Raw genomic sequence first — 15,194 nt, forward strand, 5'->3', positions numbered from 1 at the left:
AGCCATACCGGCGGGTAACGTCCGGTCGGTCCAGTCGTGCTCAGGATTTCAACCACCGGGTCCCCGAGTCCCGGAGCGAGGCTCTGAGCACCCGCCCGAGTCGTGGACCGGACCGTCGCATCACACAACGTCGTGGCGCCGGCGCCCTATGAGGAGCAGCAGTCTTGCGCGAGTTCAGCCTTCCGGCTTTGTACGAGGTCCCTGCGGACGGCAATCTCACCGACATCGTCCGGAGAAACGCCTCGCAGCATCCGGATGTCGCCGTGATCGCCCGCAAGGTCGACGGTGCCTGGCAGGACGTGACGGCCACCGCCTTCCTCGCCGAGGTGCACACGGCGGCGAAGGGGCTCATCGCCTCCGGTGTCGAGCCCGGCGACCGGGTCGGCCTGATGTCCCGCACGCGGTACGAGTGGACGCTGCTCGACTTCGCGATCTGGTGCGCGGGTGCGGTCACCGTGCCGGTGTACGAGACCAGCTCGGCCGAGCAGGTCCAGTGGATCCTCAGCGACTCGGGCGCCACCGCCTGCGTCGTCGAGCTCGACACCCACACGGCCGCCGTCGAGTCGGTGCGCGACAGCCTGCCCGCCCTCAAGCACGTCTGGCAGATCGAGGCCGGTGGCCTGGAGGAGCTGGGGCGCCTGGGCCAGGACGTCTCCGACGAGACCGTCGAGGAGCGCAGTTCGCAGGCCAAGGCGGACGACCCGGCGACCATCGTCTACACGTCCGGCACCACGGGCCGGCCGAAGGGCTGTGTGCTGACCCACCGCAGCTTCTTCGCCGAGTGCGGGAACATCGTGGAGCGCCTGCGTCCGCTCTTCCGCACCGGTGAGTGCAGCGTCCTGCTGTTCCTGCCGCTCGCGCACGTCTTCGGGCGGCTCGTGCAGGTCGCGCCGATGATGGCGCCGATCAAGCTGGGCCTGGTGCCGGACATCAAGAACCTCACCGACGAGCTGGCGTCCTTCCGGCCGACCCTGATCCTCGGTGTCCCGCGTGTCTTCGAGAAGGTCTACAACTCGGCGCGCGCCAAGGCGCAGGCGGACGGCAAGGGCAAGATCTTCGACAAGGCCGCGGACACCGCGATCGCGTACAGCAAGGCGCTGGACACCCCGTCGGGCCCGTCCCTCGGCCTGAAGATCAAACACAAGACCTTCGACAAGCTCGTCTACAGCAAGCTGCGCGCGGTGCTCGGCGGCAAGGGTGAGTTCGCCATCTCCGGCGGCGCCCCGCTGGGCGAGCGCCTCGGTCACTTCTTCCGCGGCATCGGCTTCACGGTCCTTGAGGGCTACGGCCTGACCGAGTCCTGTGCGGCGACCGCCTTCAACCCCTGGGACCGCCAGAAGATCGGCACGGTCGGCCAGCCGCTGCCCGGCTCGGTCGTAAGGATCGCGGACGACGGCGAGGTGCTGCTGCACGGCGAGCACCTGTTCAAGGGCTACTGGAACAACGAGGCGGCCACCGCCGAGGCGCTGGCCGACGGCTGGTTCCACACCGGCGACATCGGCACCCTCGACGAGGACGGCTACCTCCGGATCACCGGCCGCAAGAAGGAGATCATCGTCACCGCGGGCGGCAAGAACGTCGCCCCGGCCGTGATCGAGGACCGTATCCGCGCGCACGCGCTGGTCGCGGAGTGCATGGTGGTCGGCGACGGGCGGCCGTTCGTCGGCGCGCTGGTCACCGTCGACGACGAGTTCCTGGGCCGCTGGGCGGCCGAGCACGGCAAGCCGGAGGGTTCCACCGCGGCGTCGCTGCGCGAGGACCCCGACCTGCTGGCCGCGATCCAGTCGGCGATCGACGACGGCAACGCCGCGGTGTCGAAGGCGGAATCGGTGCGGAAGTTCCGCATTCTGTCCTCCCCGTTCACGGAGGAGTCGGGCCACCTGACGCCGTCCCTGAAGCTCAAGCGCAACGTGGTGGCGAAGGACTACGCGTCCGAGATCGAGGCCATCTACCAGAAGTAGCAAGGCCCCTGACGGACTTGACGGACTGTCATGGCGCGGTGTCCTCGGCGAGGACCCGCGCCATCGTCCGTTCGGCGAGCGCGGTGATCGTCACGAACGGGTTCACCCCGATCGACCCGGGCACGAGCGAGCCGTCGGTGACGTACAGCCTCGGATACCCCTTCACCCGGCCGTAGTTGTCGGTCGCCTTCCCCAACACGCAGCCGCCCAGCGGGTGGTACGTGAAGTCGTCGGCGAAGACCTTGTTGGACGAACCGAACAGGTCGTACCGGTAGATCGTCGAGTTCGCCGCGTTGATCCGGTCGAACAGCTTCTTGGCCATGGCGACGGAGACCGCGCTGTGCGCCGCGGTCCAGCCCAGCCGCACGCCGTCCGTCCCGCTGTCGTACGAGAACGACGCCCGCGACGGATTCTTGGTGATCGCCAGATACAGACTGACCCAGTGCTCGAGTCCCGTCGGCAGCGGGGCGATCTCCGCGAAGACGGGGTTGGCGGTGTTGGCCCAGTCGTCGATGCCCATGACCGGCATGGTCGACTGGTTCGCCCCGACCGTGTCCCAGAGGTGGTTGGCGCGGCCGAGCATCACGTTGCCGTTGGTACCCCAGCCGGCGCCGACGCTCGCGTCCAGGGCGGGCAGCGCCCCCGTCTCCCGGGCGCGGACGAGGAGTTCGGTGGTGCCGAGGCTGCCGCCGCCGAGGAAGAGGTACGCGCAGCCGTACTGCTTGGTCTCGACGACCTTGCCGGTGGTGTCGATGCGGTCGGCGGTGACCAGCCAGGAGCCGTCCGCGGCGCGGCTGATGGCCCTGACCTTCTCCATGGTGTGGATGGTGACGTTCCCGGTGCCGAGGGCCGAGGCGAGGTACGTCTTGTCGAGGCTGCGCTTTCCGTGGTTGTTGCCGTAGATCACCTCGCCGGCGAGCGCGGACTTGGTGGCCGTACCGGCCGCCTCGCGCTGCATGTACCCGAAGTCGTAGACGTTCGGCACGAAGGTGGTCTTCAGTCCGGTCTTCTGGGCGTGGGCGCGGGAGATCCGGGTGAAGCGGTACCACTCCGTCGACTCGAACCAGGCGGGATCGACGGTGTTGACGCCCAGCATGGAGCGGGCGCGCGGGAAGTAGGTGCCGTACATCTCGTCGGAGTCGACGGCGGGGAACTGCTCGGCGAAGTACGCCTTCAACGGCGTCACCGCCATCCCGCCGTTGACCAGGGAGCCGCCGCCGACGCCCCGGCCGACGTACACGGACATCGCGTCGAAGTGCACCCGGTCCAGGACTCCCGGGTAGGCGCTGATGTCCCTGTTGACGACGTCCAGCCACAGGAAGGTGGCCAGCGGCGCCTCGGTGCGGGTGCGGAACCACATGGACCGCTGGTCCGGGGCGCTGGTGGAGCAGAAGACCTTGCCGTCGGCGCCGGGGGTGTTCCAGGCCCGGCCCATCTCGAGGACGAGGGTGCGGATGCCGGCCTGGCCGAGGCGGAGGGCGGCGACGGCACCGCCGTAGCCCGAACCGACCACGATGGCGGGGGCGTTGTCGACGGCGGCGGGCTCGGCGCCCGAGGCCGTCTGGAGACCGATGCGGGTGAGACCGGACGCGGCGGCGGTCTGCAGGGCCACCATGCCCAAGATTTGACGTCTCGTCAGCTGACGCTGCATCAGTTTTGCTGTCATGTGCGCAGCATCGGCGGATTATTTCCCTCCGCCTAGGAGTCGCGCACCGGCAACTGGCACCGGCAACTGGGAATCCCGTTACAGCAACGTCTTCAGCTTTTCCGCCAGCAGGTCCCAGCGCCACTTCTCCTCGACCCACGCCCGCCCCCGCTCCCCCATCCGGCGGCGCAGCTCGGCGTCCTGGAGGAGGACCAGGATGCGGTCGGCGGCCTCCTCGGCGGAGCCGCCCCGCACGACCCAGCCGGTCTCGCCGTCGAGGACGGCGTCCGGGGCGCCGCCGGAGTCGCCGGCGACGACGGGCAGCCCGGTCGCGGAGGCCTCCAGGTAGACGATCCCGAGCCCCTCGACGTCGAGTCCGCCCCGCCGGGTCCGGCACGGCATGGCGAACACGTCACCGGCCCCGTAGTGCGCGGGCAGCTCGGCCCAGGGCACCGCGCCGGTGAAGCGGACGGAGTCGGCGACCCGGGTCTCCCGCGCGAGCCGGCGCAGCTCCTTCTCGTACGGCCCGCCGCCCACGATCAGCAGCACCGCGTCCGGCTCGGCGGCCAGGATCCGCGGCATCGCCAGGATCAGCGTGTCCTGCCCCTTGCGCGGGACCAGCCGCGAGACGCACACGATCACCGGCCGCTCGCTCAGCCCGAGCCGCGCCCGGACCTCGGCGCCGCCCGATCCGGGGTGGAAGGTCTTCTCGTCGACGCCCGGCGGCAGCTGCGCCATCCGCCCGGCCGCGTCCGGCGTCAGCGCGCCGGCGATCCGCGAGCGCGTGTACTCGCCGAGGTAGGTGAGGGTGTCCGTGGACTCCCCGATCCGGCGCAGCAGCTGTCGCGCGGCGGGCAGCTGGGCCCATCCGGCCTCGTGCCCGTGGGTGGTGGCCACGATCCGCTCGGCGCCCGCCTTCCGCAGCGTCGGCGCCATCAGCCCGAGCGGCGCCGCCGCCCCGAACCACACCGAGGTGCACCCGTGCTCACGCAGCAGCCCGACCGCCCGCCGGGTCGCCGCGGGCGTCGGCAGCAGCATCGTCGTGGCGTCCCGTACGACGGTGAAGGGCTGCTCGGCGTCGAAGGCGGCGGTGGCCTCGGCACCCTCCCGGCCGCGCTTCCACGTGGAGGCATACACGACGAGCCGCTCGGGGTCGAGGCGCAGCGCCATGTTGTGCAGGAACGCCTGGATGCCGCCGGGCCGGGGCGGGAAGTCGTTCGTGACGATCAGGGTCTTGTGCATCGCCCCAGACCCTACCGAAACCGCCTGCTCACAGCCGCTCGCGGTGGCCCCTGTGGCACGCTCACAGGAGGGGACGACATCATGTCCCCCAAGGCGGGAATCGAACGGGCAGGGGATCACGTGGAGACGACGGGCGCGAGGCGGTCTCTGCCGTGGCTGCTGACGGCCTGGGGCGTGACCAGGCTGTTGCTGCTGCTCTTCGTCTTCAAGGTGTACGTCTTCCCGGGCCCGGACGTCACCAGTGACGTGTCGGTCATCTACCAGGGCTGGTACGACGTGCTGCGCACGGGCACCTTCCCGCTGGACGACGTCACCTGGCAGTATCCGCCCGCCGCGGCCCTGCCGATCCTCGCCCCCGGTCTGCTGCCCTTCCTCGACTACGCGTCGGCCTTCTTCGTCCTCGCCTTCCTCGCCGACCTGGTCGCCCTGTCCCTGCTGGTGTACGCGGGCCGGCGCCCGAACCGACGGCTGAGCGGCGCCTGGGTGTGGGTGGTGGGCGTACCGCTGCTCGGCCCCACCGTCTACGCCCGCTACGACGTGATGGTCACCGCGGTCGCGGTCGCCGCCCTGCTCGCGGGCTCCCGGCGTCCCCGCCTGATGGGCGCCCTCGCGGGCTTCGGGGCGATGCTGAAGGTGTGGCCGGCGCTGCTGCTCCTGGGCGTGCGCAAGCGCGGCGCCTGGATGTCGGCGGTGGCGACCATGGCCGCGCTGGCCGCGCTGTTCACCCTCGCGATGCCCGGCGCGTTCGCCTTCCTGACCTTCCAGCGCGACCGGGGCACCGAGGTGGAGTCGCTGGGCGCGCTGGTCTTCCATGTGGCCCGGCACTACGGCTGGGACGGCCAGGTGCTGCTGAACTACGGCTCGGTCGAGTTCCTCGGCCCGTGGGTGAACATCGTGAGCACGGCCGCGCTGGCCCTCACCGGCATGACGTTCGGCTGGCTGCTGCTGTGGCGGCTGGTGGCGACCCGGTTCGAGGCGCACACGGCGGCCGACGCGGCCTTCGTCGGGGTGCTGATGTTCACCGTGACCAGCCGGGTCATCAGCCCGCAGTACATGGTGTGGCTGGTCGGCATCGCGGCCGTCTGCTTGTGCTTCCGCGCCACCCTGATGGGCCTGCCGGCCGGCCTGGTGCTCGCGGCGTGCTTCGTGACGGTCCTGGAGTTCCCGCTCTATTTCGGGAACGTCGTGGCCAGCGACCCCCTCGGCATCACCCTGTTGGTGGTCCGCAACGGCCTGCTGGTCCTCGCCGCCGTCATCGCGGCCCGCCGGCTGTGGCGCTCGACGGTGCCGAAGCCCGTCCCGGCCGAGCTGCCCGATCAGACCGCCGGCGCCGGTCGCGCCAAGGAGACCTCGGCCTCCTCCTGACTCCGGGCCCGCCGGAACAGCACCGCGATGCCTGCGCCGGCGCCAGGCAAACCTCCGGTCTGTGAGGCCATACGCCAGGGGCAGCCGGAGAGATCACGGACCACGTGCGCTTCAACACGCTCCTGGCGTTCCTACGGCACCTGCCCGAACGGCGGGAACAGGCCTACGCAGGCCTACGCGGCTGACACCGCCTAGGTCAGCCCAGCTGCTCCCGCAGATACTCCCGCCACTGCTCGGTGAACTCCCCCGGCGTGGTGCCGAGCACCTTCCGCATCGCGTCCTCGACCGCCCCCGGCCGCTTCTCGTGCGCCCCCACGGCCTTGTAGAACTCCTTCAGCCGCACCTCGCCCCAGCGCTCGGCGATCATCCGGCAGGCCATCCAGCCGCCCTCATAGGCCCGCGCGAGCCCGGCCGCGTCGCCGCTGAAGCCGAAGTCCCCGTCGGTCGGCAGCGCAGCCGGCAGGCTGCCCTCGGCGACGGCGTCCCACAGCTCGGGCGCGGCCTGGACGGGCGTACGCCCGCTGCCGCGGTAGCCGACCCAGTCGGCGTACCCCTCGGACAGCCACAGGGAGGTCGCGGGGGTGGTGTCGGCGCGGGTGGCGACATGGGTCGTCTCGTGGGTGAGCACGACCTGCTTGCCGACCGAGCCGAGCACGCCGTACGCGTCTGGGTTGACGATGATCCGGTCCGCGGGCGCCTCGGCCGGTGCGCCCGTCTCGCCGGTGGTGACCGCCGCGATCCCGCGGTAGGAGGAGGCGGGCGAACCGAGCAGCCCCGCCATGCCCTCCAGCGACCTCGGTACGAGCACGACGACGTGCCGGGGCCAGTCGGTGCCCCACGCGTCCGACACGGCCGGTACGGCGCGGTCCGCCAGATCCGCGTAGGAGTGCAGTTCCTCGCCGGACCGGCCGACCCCGAGGACCAGGCTGTGCCGACCGCGTACGGTCATCACCTCGCCCTGGTCCCAGAGCTGTTGGGCGGTCTTCTGCGCGGGCTGCTCGGCGTCCACGTACCACTGCCCGCCCGCGTCCAGGCTGAGGGCCAGCGTGCGGCCGACGGTGACGGGGGCCCGGTCGTAGCCCTGGACGCGGTAACGCAGTTCGACGTCGGCGGTGGCGGTGCTGCCGGTCCGGTGCAGGGCGGTGACGCGGTAGGACCAGTCGGCGAGCGGGACCGCGCTGAGGTTCGCGAACCAGCTCAGCGCGCCCGTCTTCACGAACGCCGCCCGGTCGCGGTCCAGGACCGCGGTCGCCCGCCGGTCCAGGACCCGCTGCACCGCGGCCTTCGCGCTGTCGGTGGCGGCGTTCCCCCCGCACCCCACGAGGCCGACGAGCAGCAGCAGACACAGCGCCACGGCTCCGCGTCCCGATCCCCGCCCTCGATCAGCCACGCCCCGATCGTACGGTGGTCGCGGCCGCCCGGTCAGACCCTGGTGACGGTCGCGCCCGGGATCATGCCCACCGGGTCGTAGCGCACCGGCGCTCCGGGATAGGGCGCGTGGATCACCTGGCCGTTGCCCATGTACATCGCCACATGGCTGGCATCCGACCGGTAGGTGACCAGATCGCCCGGCTGGGCCTGGGAGAGCGGGACCTGACGGCCGGCGTAGCGCTGGCCCTGCGAGGTGCGCGGCAGGGAGACGCCGGCCTGTGCGTACGACCACTGCATCAGGCCCGAACAGTCGAAGCCCGAGGGGCCGTTGGCGCCCCAGACGTACGGCTTGCCGAGCGCGGAGCGGGCGGCGGCGATCGCGGCGGCGGCGCGGGCGGACGGCGGTGCGGCGCTGCCGAAGTCAGGCATGTCGGTGCGGCCGGAACGGGAGGCCCGGTCGTAGGCGTCCCGCTCGTCGGACGGCAGGGCGTTGAGGAGCGCGCGCGCCTTGGCGAGCTTCTTCTCGACGGTCCGCTTGTTGGTGGCGACGGCCTTGCGGCTCTTCTCCAGTTCGCCGAGTTTCTCGGCCGCCTCGGAACGCTCCTGGGCGAGTTCGCGCATGGCCTCCTGGAGGTCCTTGAGCTCGCCCGCCTGGCGCGCGGTGATCCGGTCGAGGACGCCGGCCTTGTCGAGGTAGTCGTCCGGGTCGTCGGAGAACAGCAGCGCGAGGCAGGGGTCGAGGCCGCCGGAGCGGTACTGGGCGCCGGCGAGCGAACCGAGCGCTTCCCGCATGCGGTTGATGCGCTCCTGCTGCCGGGCGATCCCGTCCTGCGCGGTACCGACCTCCTCGCGGAGGTCGTCGGCGCGCTCGTCGGCCTTGTTGTAGGCCTCGGTCGCCTGCTCTGCCTCCTCGTAGAGGCGGTCCACCTCCGCGCTGGTGTCGTCGTGCGGTGCGGCGACGGCCGACGTGGCCGGCAGGACGCCGAGGGCCGCGGCGGCGACTGACAGGACGCAGAGCGCCGTACTGGCGCCCCGGTCGAACCCGGACGGTGCAAAGCGGCGATGGGACCCCACGGGAAGCCGCACTCCTTCCGCTGGCGGACAGGGAAACGCGGCAGACAGTAGCCCCGAGGAGGGGTGCCCACCAACGACCTTGGCGGGCACACAAAGTGACGCCCCGCCACAGACGCAGGTCATGGGCGGGGCGTGGGGTCAGTTCAGGTTCTCGGGATTCGCCCGAACGGGCGGTGCGGCGTACCGATCTTGATGGTGATCGGACCCGTCCTGAGGGTGCTCAGATCCGGACGCCGAACTGGAACGGCATGTTGTTGATCGACTCGTAGCGGACGACCGTGCCGGTGCGCGGGGCGTGCAGCACCTGGCCGTTGCCCGCGTACAAGGCGACGTGGTGCAGGTCGCCGTAGAAGATGACCAGGTCGCCGACCTTGAGGTCGGCCTGCGAGTAGATCTTGGTGCCGGCGTTGGCCTGGGCCTGCGAGGTGCGCGGGATGCCGACGCCGGCCTGCGCGTACGCCCAGGAGGTCAGGCCCGAGCAGTCGTAGGAGGCGGTGCCGGTGGCGCCGTAGACGTACGGCTTGCCGATCTGGGTCTGCGCGGCCTGGAAGGCGGCCATCGCCCGGCCGGAGCCGGCGGGGGCGTCACCGAGGTCCACGCGCTCGCCGGCGTCGCGGCTGGCGCGGGCGTCCTGGGCGGCGAGGGCGGCCTTCTCGGCGGCCGTCAGCGTGTTGAGGAGCTTCTGCGCCGCGGCCAGCTTGCTCTGGACTTCCTTCTTCTTCTTGCCCAGTTCGCTGCGGGTGCTCGCGAGGTCCTTGAGCTTCTCGGAGGCCTCGGAACGGTCCTGGGCGAGCTCGCGCTGCTTGTCCTGGATCTTCTTCAGGGCCTCGACCTGCTGAGAGCTCAGCTGGTCGGCGGTGGACGCCTTGTCCAGGTAGTCGTCCGGGTTGGACGACAGGAACAGCTGGAGGGAGGAGTCGATGCTGCCCGTGCGGTACTGGGCCGCGGCCGCCAGGCCTATGGAGTCGCGCAGCTCGTTGAGCTCGTCCTGGCCGCGGGCGACGTTGTCCTGGATGGTGGAGATCTCCTTCTGGAGCTTCTCCTGCTTCTCCGTGGCCCCGTTGAGCTTCTCGGTGGCCTGCTCGGCCTCTTCGTAGAGCTTGTCGACCTTGGCCTTGACCTCGTCCTTGCTGGGCTTCTCGCTCGGCGCGGCATTCGCGGCCTGCGAGCTCAGGGCGACCGCAGCGGCGGCTGCGGTGGTCAGCACGGTCACGCGTGCACGGCTCGGTTGCTTGGGTCGACGGTGGGACGCCACGGAGGTGAACTCCTTCTTTTGAGTGATCACCCGCTCGGAGGTTCGAGGTCAGACCCTAGTGACCTTCCCGTGATCAGTTCAAATCCTCACGAGAAAAATCTCGTCACACCCGTCATTCTTTACACTCAACTCACATGCAGTGAGGTTTGCTTGACGCTACGTTGCGTGACGGTTCCGTCAATTCGGGCATTAGGCCCGTATGTTGACCTTCACGACAATCGCTTGAGAAGCATCGCGGAAGCGACCGGCCGCGCCCCCGCCCGGGCCACCCCGTCGGCGACCTCGCGGTCGGTCGAGGCGACGATGACCGGACGCCCCGGCGGCTCCGCGCGCACCAGCTGGCGGATCAACTCATCGGCGGTGACGCCCGGCTTGGAGAACAGCACCCGCACCCCGCGCGGCGGCGCCAAGAGCACCGGCGCGGCCAGCTCCGCCCCGTCGAAGACACACGTCACCTCGGCGCCGGTCTGCGCCGCGAGCTGGGAGAGCTGCCCGAGGAGCCTCAACCGCTGCTTTTCCAGGGGCATTTGGGGATAACCTGTCTTGGTGACGTTGTAGCCGTCAACCACCAGATGGGCCTGCGGCAGGTCGAGGAGCTGGTCGAGGATCGCGGGGTCGTTCTCGGACAACGCCCGCGCCGCGATGTCCTTCGGGGTCATACGTCCCGGTTCGACCGCATCCACGGTCTCGGCCGGCCGTACGGACACCGGCGGCAGCGCGAGTTCCCGCCGCAGTCCCTGGGTCGCGTCGAGCAGGGTGTCGAGCAGCAGCCGTACGCGCATGTCCTCGACGCTGCGGCCCTCGCGGGCCGCCTTGCGGGTGGCCTCCAGGGCCGCCTCCGCCTCGCCGAGCCGTGACTTGAGCCGCCGGGACTCGCTCTCCGCGGCGGACACCTGGGCCTGCCCCTCCGCGCGCAGGGTCTCCATCTCGGCGTGCAGCTTGCGCAGGGCCGCCTCGCCGCGCTTGACGTCGCTGACGGCGGCGCGCAGCTTGCGGTGCAGCGAGTCCGCTTCCTTCTTGGCCGAATCCAGCTCGGTGCGCAGCCGCTCGGTCTCGCTCCGGGTCTGCTCACGGGCCCGGTCGAGCTCCTCGCGCAGCCGCTCCAGCTCGGCCCGGCTCTCCTCGTCGGCGCGCTCGGCGTAGGCCCGCTGGGCCTCCTCGCCGGCCGCGGTCACGAGCTTCACCCAGCCGGTGGGCCGCAGTACGTAGGCCGCGGCCGCCACGTCGAGCGGGTCCGCGGCCGGGGGCGGCGAGCCGGAGTCCAGGGAGCCGGAGAGCTCCGGCTGCGTCTCTCTGAACTTCTCCCCGATGCGCTGCCGGAACAGCGGATCGGTCTCCAGGGCGGCCGCCATGGCGTTGCCGGCGAACTTGGCGCGCCGGTTCGGCGCGAACCGGGCGTACTGTCGTAGCTGCGCGGGCAGTTCGCCGACGGTCAGCCCGCCGAACCCGTCCGAGACGATCTGTACGACCCTGCGGCGCACGCCGTCGGGCAGCGGACGGTCGAGCACCTCAGCGGCGCCGTCGCCCGGCCCCCCGCCTGCGGTCTCCACCATCCTCACCCCATCGCCTGTGCGGGGCCCGCTCCCTCAGGAGCCGGCGCCCGGCCTGTCCACGAGTTCCACCTGATCCACGGCATTGCACCAGCGGCAGCGCACCGACTCGATGGTCTCACTGACCACGTCGCGCTCCTCGACCTTCGGCTCACCGGCCAGGTCGAGGTGGACGTACTCGACCACCTTCGACGAGCGGGTCACGTCGAAGCGCGTGAGGTTGCCGCAGAGGGTGCAGCGCCACCGCGTCGAGGCAGTCGGCAGGGGAACCGTCATCGTGGCTGTTCGCCTTCCTTCTTGTTCCTTCTAGTGTCCGTGACGCGCCGGGCACCCCGGTGCGTGTGGCTCGTTACCCTACGGCCTGGCGGGTACTCGCCGCTCCGCCGTCCACAGCGGCGAGGCGGTCCGTGCCGTCCGGTCCCCTTGCGTCATGCTCTGTGTTCATGATCGGCAACTGGAGCGGGACGGTCGGCAGAGCGGTCGGGGCGGTCCGGCGGCCGTCGGCGCCGATGACCTACGGGCTGATCACCGTGTGCTGTCTACTCTTCCTGGCCGGCCCGGCCTCGGGGCTCAATCCGTCGTACGGCTCCGGCGACGCCCTGCTCGCGGCGCAGCGGGCCTATTTCCACCGCTGGGGCGTGGTGCCCGCCGAACTGTTCGAGGGCTCGGCGCGGGCCGCGCTCACCCCCGCCACGGCCCTCTTCGTCCACGGCAGCTGGGTCCACCTGCTGGGCAACATGCTCTTCCTCTACGTCTTCGGCGTGCTGACCGAGGAACGGATGGGCCGCTTCCAGTTCACTCTCTTCTATCTGGGTTGCGGCTACCTGGCCCTGTTGGGCTACGCGGCCGCCAACGCCGACTCCGAGCAGTCCCTGGTCGGCGCGTCCGGGGCGATCTCGGCGGTCCTCGGGGCGTTCCTGTACCTGTTCCCCGGAGCCCGCGTCACCAGTCTCCTGCCGTTCCTCTTCTTCCTCCCGCTGCGCTTCCCGGCCTGGGTCGTCCTGCCCTTCTGGGCGGCCCTCCAATGGCTGGCCGCGGGCCGGGCCGGCCAGGGCCCCGGCGTGGCCTACCTGGCGCACCTGGTGGGCTTCGGCCTGGGGCTCACGTTCGCGTGGGTGCGCTTCGGGCGTGCGACTAGAGTGAAGGCCGCCCCAGCTCCGGCCCCCGAGGGAGAGAACCAGCCGTGATCACCGCGATCGTCCTCATCAAGACCAGCGTGGACCGGATCCCCGAGATCGCGGAGTCGATCGCGGCGCTGGAGAACGTCAGTGAGGTGTTCTCCGTGACCGGCACGTACGACCTGATCGCGATGGTCCGGGTGAAGCGGCACGAGGATCTCGCGGAGGTCATTCCCGGGCACATCAGCAAGATCCCGGGCGTGGAGGGGACGGACACGCACGTGGCGTTCCGGACGTACTCGCAGCACGACCTGGAGGCGGCGTTCGCGATCGGGCTCGACAGCTAGTACCGCGGCCCCAGGACCGCGGCGCTAGGACGGCGGCGCTAGGACGGCGGCGCTAGGGCTTCTTCAGGGCGAGGACGGTGATGCCGTCGGCGGTCGCGGCATAGACGCGTCCGTCGCGGACGACCGGGCTCTGGGTGCCGACGGACGCGCCACCCTCGACCCGCTTCTGCCAGGTCCGGCTGCCCTGACGGTTCAGGCCGTAGAGCGTCGCGCCCCGGCGTGCGTAGAGCGTGCCGCCGGCGACCGTCGGATCGCTGTACTGGTTCCCCTCGTCGTCGAACCGGAAGGCCCACGCCCTGGATCCGTCGGCCGGGTCCAGCGCGACGACCTCGTAGTCGGTCGCGGAGACACCGAGACCGCCGAAGGCGACACAGCTGAAGTAGCGGCTGCCGTACAGCATCTCGTCGGCCACGTGCCACAAGGCCTTTCCGGACCGGCTGATGCCGTGCAGTGACCGCTCGCCGCCCGACCCGACCAGCAGCGTGTCCCCGACCAGCGTGGGCCGCCCGGTGTCCGTTCCCGCTCGCGTCGCCCAGAGCCGCTTCCCGGTCTTCACGTCCAGGGCCTGCACCTCGTCGCCGAAGGTGCCGACGTACACCACCGAGTCCGCCACCATGGGTTCGCTGGTGGGCGCCGCTCCGGTCGGCGTGCTCCAGCGCACGCTGCCGTCGGGCGCGTACGCCCGCACCCCGCCCTCGTCCGACGAAGAGGCGTAGGACACCAGAACCAGTCCGCCCGCGGCCACCGGGACCTGGCCGTTCGCGGCGACCGGCTTGGCCCAGCGCACCTTGCCGCCCCGGCCGAGCGCGCAGAGCTCAAAGGCGCCCTCCTGCCCGTCGAACAGCAGGCAGTACACGCCGTCGGCGGTGGCCAGCGGGGACATGACCTCGCCGCCCAGTGCGGTGTGCCAGACGCTCAGGCCGTTCAGGTCCACGGCGTGCAGCGAGCGGTCCGCGCCGCCGACGTACACCCGCCTGCCGTCGGGCGACAGCGCGGCACAGGGCCCATGTCCTCCGCCCAGTCCCTCGACCTTGTACTGCCAGCCCACCCGAGGCGTTCCCGCCGCGGAGGACCGGGCCGGGGTGCCGGATCCGCCCGCGGCCCCTGCCTTGCCGTCCGAGGAGTCCCGCAGCAGCAGCCAGCCGCCGAGGCCACCGGCCGCCACCACTCCCGCGCCACCGGTCAGCGCCCCCAGCAGCCGTCGCCGCGAGGGCGGCCGCGGCGGGGCCTCTGCGTCCGCCGGTAAGTCCGTGACCGTCACGGGCGCCACGTACTCGACCCGGCTCTCCCGCTCCCCCGACCCGTGCTCCGGGATCCAGCGCTCACCGCCCCCGACGGAGGCGGCCCCTCCCCCAGGGCCGGCCGCGTACCACCCCGACCGCAGGCCCTCGCGCAGCGAACGCGCGGTGTGCCCCGTGGCCGCGACCACGTCCGCGGGCGTCGGCCGGGCGCCCGGATCGTCCCGCAGACACGCCTCCACCAGCGGCAGCTGGTCCTTCGGTACGGCGGACAGGTCGACGTCCCCGGTCAGGATCCGCAGCAGGACGACCGAATCCTGTCCCTCGCCGAACGGCTCCTTGCCGCCGGACGCGTACGCGAGCACCGCGCCCAGCGAGAAGACGTCACTGGCCGGCCCCACGTGGGCACCGTTGCGGATCTGCTCGGGCGAGACATAGCCGACCGACCCGACGACCACCCCGGTCCGGGTCAGCGCCGTCCCTTCCAGGGCCCGGACGATCCCGAAGTCGATCACCCGGGGTCCGTCCTGCGCCAGCAGGATGTTGGAGGGCTTGAGGTCCCGGTGCACCAGCCCCTTGGCGTGGATCGCGGCGAGCGCCTCGGCGAGCGCGGCCGCCAGCAGCCGTACCGCGTCCGCTGTCAGGGGGCCGCCGTCGAACACCGCGTCCCGCAGGTTCGGCCCGTCGACGAACTCGGTGGCCATCCACGGCCGCGGGGCCTCGGTGTCCGCGTCCACGACCCGCGCGGTGTACGTCCCCGCACCGCCGACGGTCTGCGCGGCCCGCACCTCGTGCCGGAACCGCGCCCGGAAGGTCCGGTCCTCCGCCTGCTCGGCCCGCACCACCTTCACGGCCAGCCGCGGCCCGCGCCGCGCCTCGGCGAGATACACCTCGCCCATGCCTCCGGACCCGAGCCTGCCCACGACCTCATAGGGCCCGATGGCCCGAGGATCCGTCTCGCGCAGCTCCTGCACCCCGTGTCCCCCTACGTCGTACGGCTGCCGAGAGGGAGCGTATACGCGCTGGTG

Annotated in this window: 12 protein-coding genes; 4 read left to right on the forward strand and 8 right to left on the reverse strand. The window is 71.4% G+C overall.

The genetic code is table 11. The annotated features are described in order from the left end of the window. Positions 1-164 precede the first annotated feature (164 nt). The gene (locus QFZ76_RS14960; RefSeq protein ID WP_307674195.1) at positions 165-1,961 is read left to right on the forward strand and encodes a long-chain fatty acid--CoA ligase; all 1,797 of its coding nucleotides are present in this window, start codon (positions 165-167) and stop codon (positions 1,959-1,961) included. Positions 1,962-1,989: 28 nt separating this feature from the next. Here the strand turns inward: QFZ76_RS14960 and QFZ76_RS14965 are convergent, their stop codons facing one another. Continuing rightward, positions 1,990-3,576, reverse strand: a complete 1,587-nt coding sequence (locus tag QFZ76_RS14965) for a GMC oxidoreductase (RefSeq protein ID WP_307674196.1) — start codon at positions 3,574-3,576, stop codon at positions 1,990-1,992. A 129-nt stretch (positions 3,577-3,705) separates the two neighbouring features. Continuing rightward, complete coding sequence (locus QFZ76_RS14970) at positions 3,706-4,848, reverse strand: glycosyltransferase family 4 protein (protein ID WP_307674197.1); 1,143 nt, start codon at positions 4,846-4,848, stop codon at positions 3,706-3,708. Positions 4,849-4,968: 120 nt separating this feature from the next. On the opposite strand from QFZ76_RS14970, the gene QFZ76_RS14975 reads away from it, so the two are divergent. Beyond that, entirely contained in the window at positions 4,969-6,213 is a 1,245-nt protein-coding gene (locus QFZ76_RS14975; protein WP_307680018.1) for a glycosyltransferase family 87 protein, read from the forward strand. A 196-nt stretch (positions 6,214-6,409) separates the two neighbouring features. On the opposite strand, the gene QFZ76_RS14980 is transcribed toward QFZ76_RS14975, so the two are convergent. The 5 genes from QFZ76_RS14980 to QFZ76_RS15000 form a co-directional block, all read right to left on the reverse strand. Next, positions 6,410-7,603, reverse strand: coding sequence for a hypothetical protein (locus tag QFZ76_RS14980; RefSeq protein WP_307674198.1), 1,194 nt, complete (start codon positions 7,601-7,603; stop codon positions 6,410-6,412). 32 nt (positions 7,604-7,635) lie between these two features. After that, complete coding sequence (locus QFZ76_RS14985; RefSeq protein ID WP_307674199.1) at positions 7,636-8,658, reverse strand: NlpC/P60 family protein; 1,023 nt, start codon at positions 8,656-8,658, stop codon at positions 7,636-7,638. Between the two features lie 220 nt (positions 8,659-8,878). Further along, complete coding sequence (locus QFZ76_RS14990) at positions 8,879-9,913, reverse strand: C40 family peptidase (RefSeq protein WP_307674200.1); 1,035 nt, start codon at positions 9,911-9,913, stop codon at positions 8,879-8,881. Between the two features lie 209 nt (positions 9,914-10,122). Further along, positions 10,123-11,466, reverse strand: a complete 1,344-nt coding sequence (locus QFZ76_RS14995; RefSeq protein ID WP_307674201.1) for an NYN domain-containing protein — start codon at positions 11,464-11,466, stop codon at positions 10,123-10,125. 33 nt (positions 11,467-11,499) lie between these two features. Then, complete coding sequence (locus QFZ76_RS15000) at positions 11,500-11,739, reverse strand: hypothetical protein (protein WP_030039328.1); 240 nt, start codon at positions 11,737-11,739, stop codon at positions 11,500-11,502. A 167-nt stretch (positions 11,740-11,906) separates the two neighbouring features. Here QFZ76_RS15000 and QFZ76_RS15005 point away from each other — a divergent pair, with 167 nt between their 5' ends. Both QFZ76_RS15005 and QFZ76_RS15010 read left to right on the forward strand, forming a co-directional pair. Next, a complete protein-coding gene (locus tag QFZ76_RS15005) occupies positions 11,907-12,650 on the forward strand; it encodes a rhomboid family intramembrane serine protease (RefSeq protein ID WP_307674202.1) in 744 nt (247 codons plus the stop codon). After that, positions 12,647-12,928, forward strand: a complete 282-nt coding sequence (locus QFZ76_RS15010) for an Lrp/AsnC family transcriptional regulator (protein WP_266440822.1) — start codon at positions 12,647-12,649, stop codon at positions 12,926-12,928. The genes QFZ76_RS15005 and QFZ76_RS15010 overlap by 4 nt, the downstream gene beginning before the upstream one ends. Before the next feature lie 52 nt (positions 12,929-12,980). Here the strand turns inward: QFZ76_RS15010 and QFZ76_RS15015 are convergent, their stop codons facing one another. Next, a complete protein-coding gene (locus QFZ76_RS15015) occupies positions 12,981-15,140 on the reverse strand; it encodes a PQQ-binding-like beta-propeller repeat protein (protein ID WP_307674203.1) in 2,160 nt (719 codons plus the stop codon). Positions 15,141-15,194: the final 54 nt, after the last annotated feature.

Origin of the sequence: Streptomyces sp. V4I2, from assembly GCF_030817655.1 — a bacterium.
GTDB lineage: Bacteria > Actinomycetota > Actinomycetes > Streptomycetales > Streptomycetaceae > Streptomyces > Streptomyces plumbiresistens.

Excerpts from the sequence above, each read along its gene's own strand:
- QFZ76_RS14965 (WP_307674196.1), bottom strand. The coding sequence starts at position 3,576 with ATGGTGGCCCTGCAGACCGCCGCCGCGTCCGGTCTCACCCGCATCGGT.
- QFZ76_RS14970 (WP_307674197.1), bottom strand. The coding sequence starts at position 4,848 with ATGCACAAGACCCTGATCGTCACGAACGACTTCCCGCCCCGGCCCGGC.
- QFZ76_RS14995 (WP_307674201.1), bottom strand. The coding sequence starts at position 11,466 with ATGGTGGAGACCGCAGGCGGGGGGCCGGGCGACGGCGCCGCTGAGGTG.
- QFZ76_RS15000 (WP_030039328.1), bottom strand. The coding sequence starts at position 11,739 with ATGACGGTTCCCCTGCCGACTGCCTCGACGCGGTGGCGCTGCACCCTC.
- QFZ76_RS15005 (WP_307674202.1), top strand. The coding sequence starts at position 11,907 with ATGATCGGCAACTGGAGCGGGACGGTCGGCAGAGCGGTCGGGGCGGTC.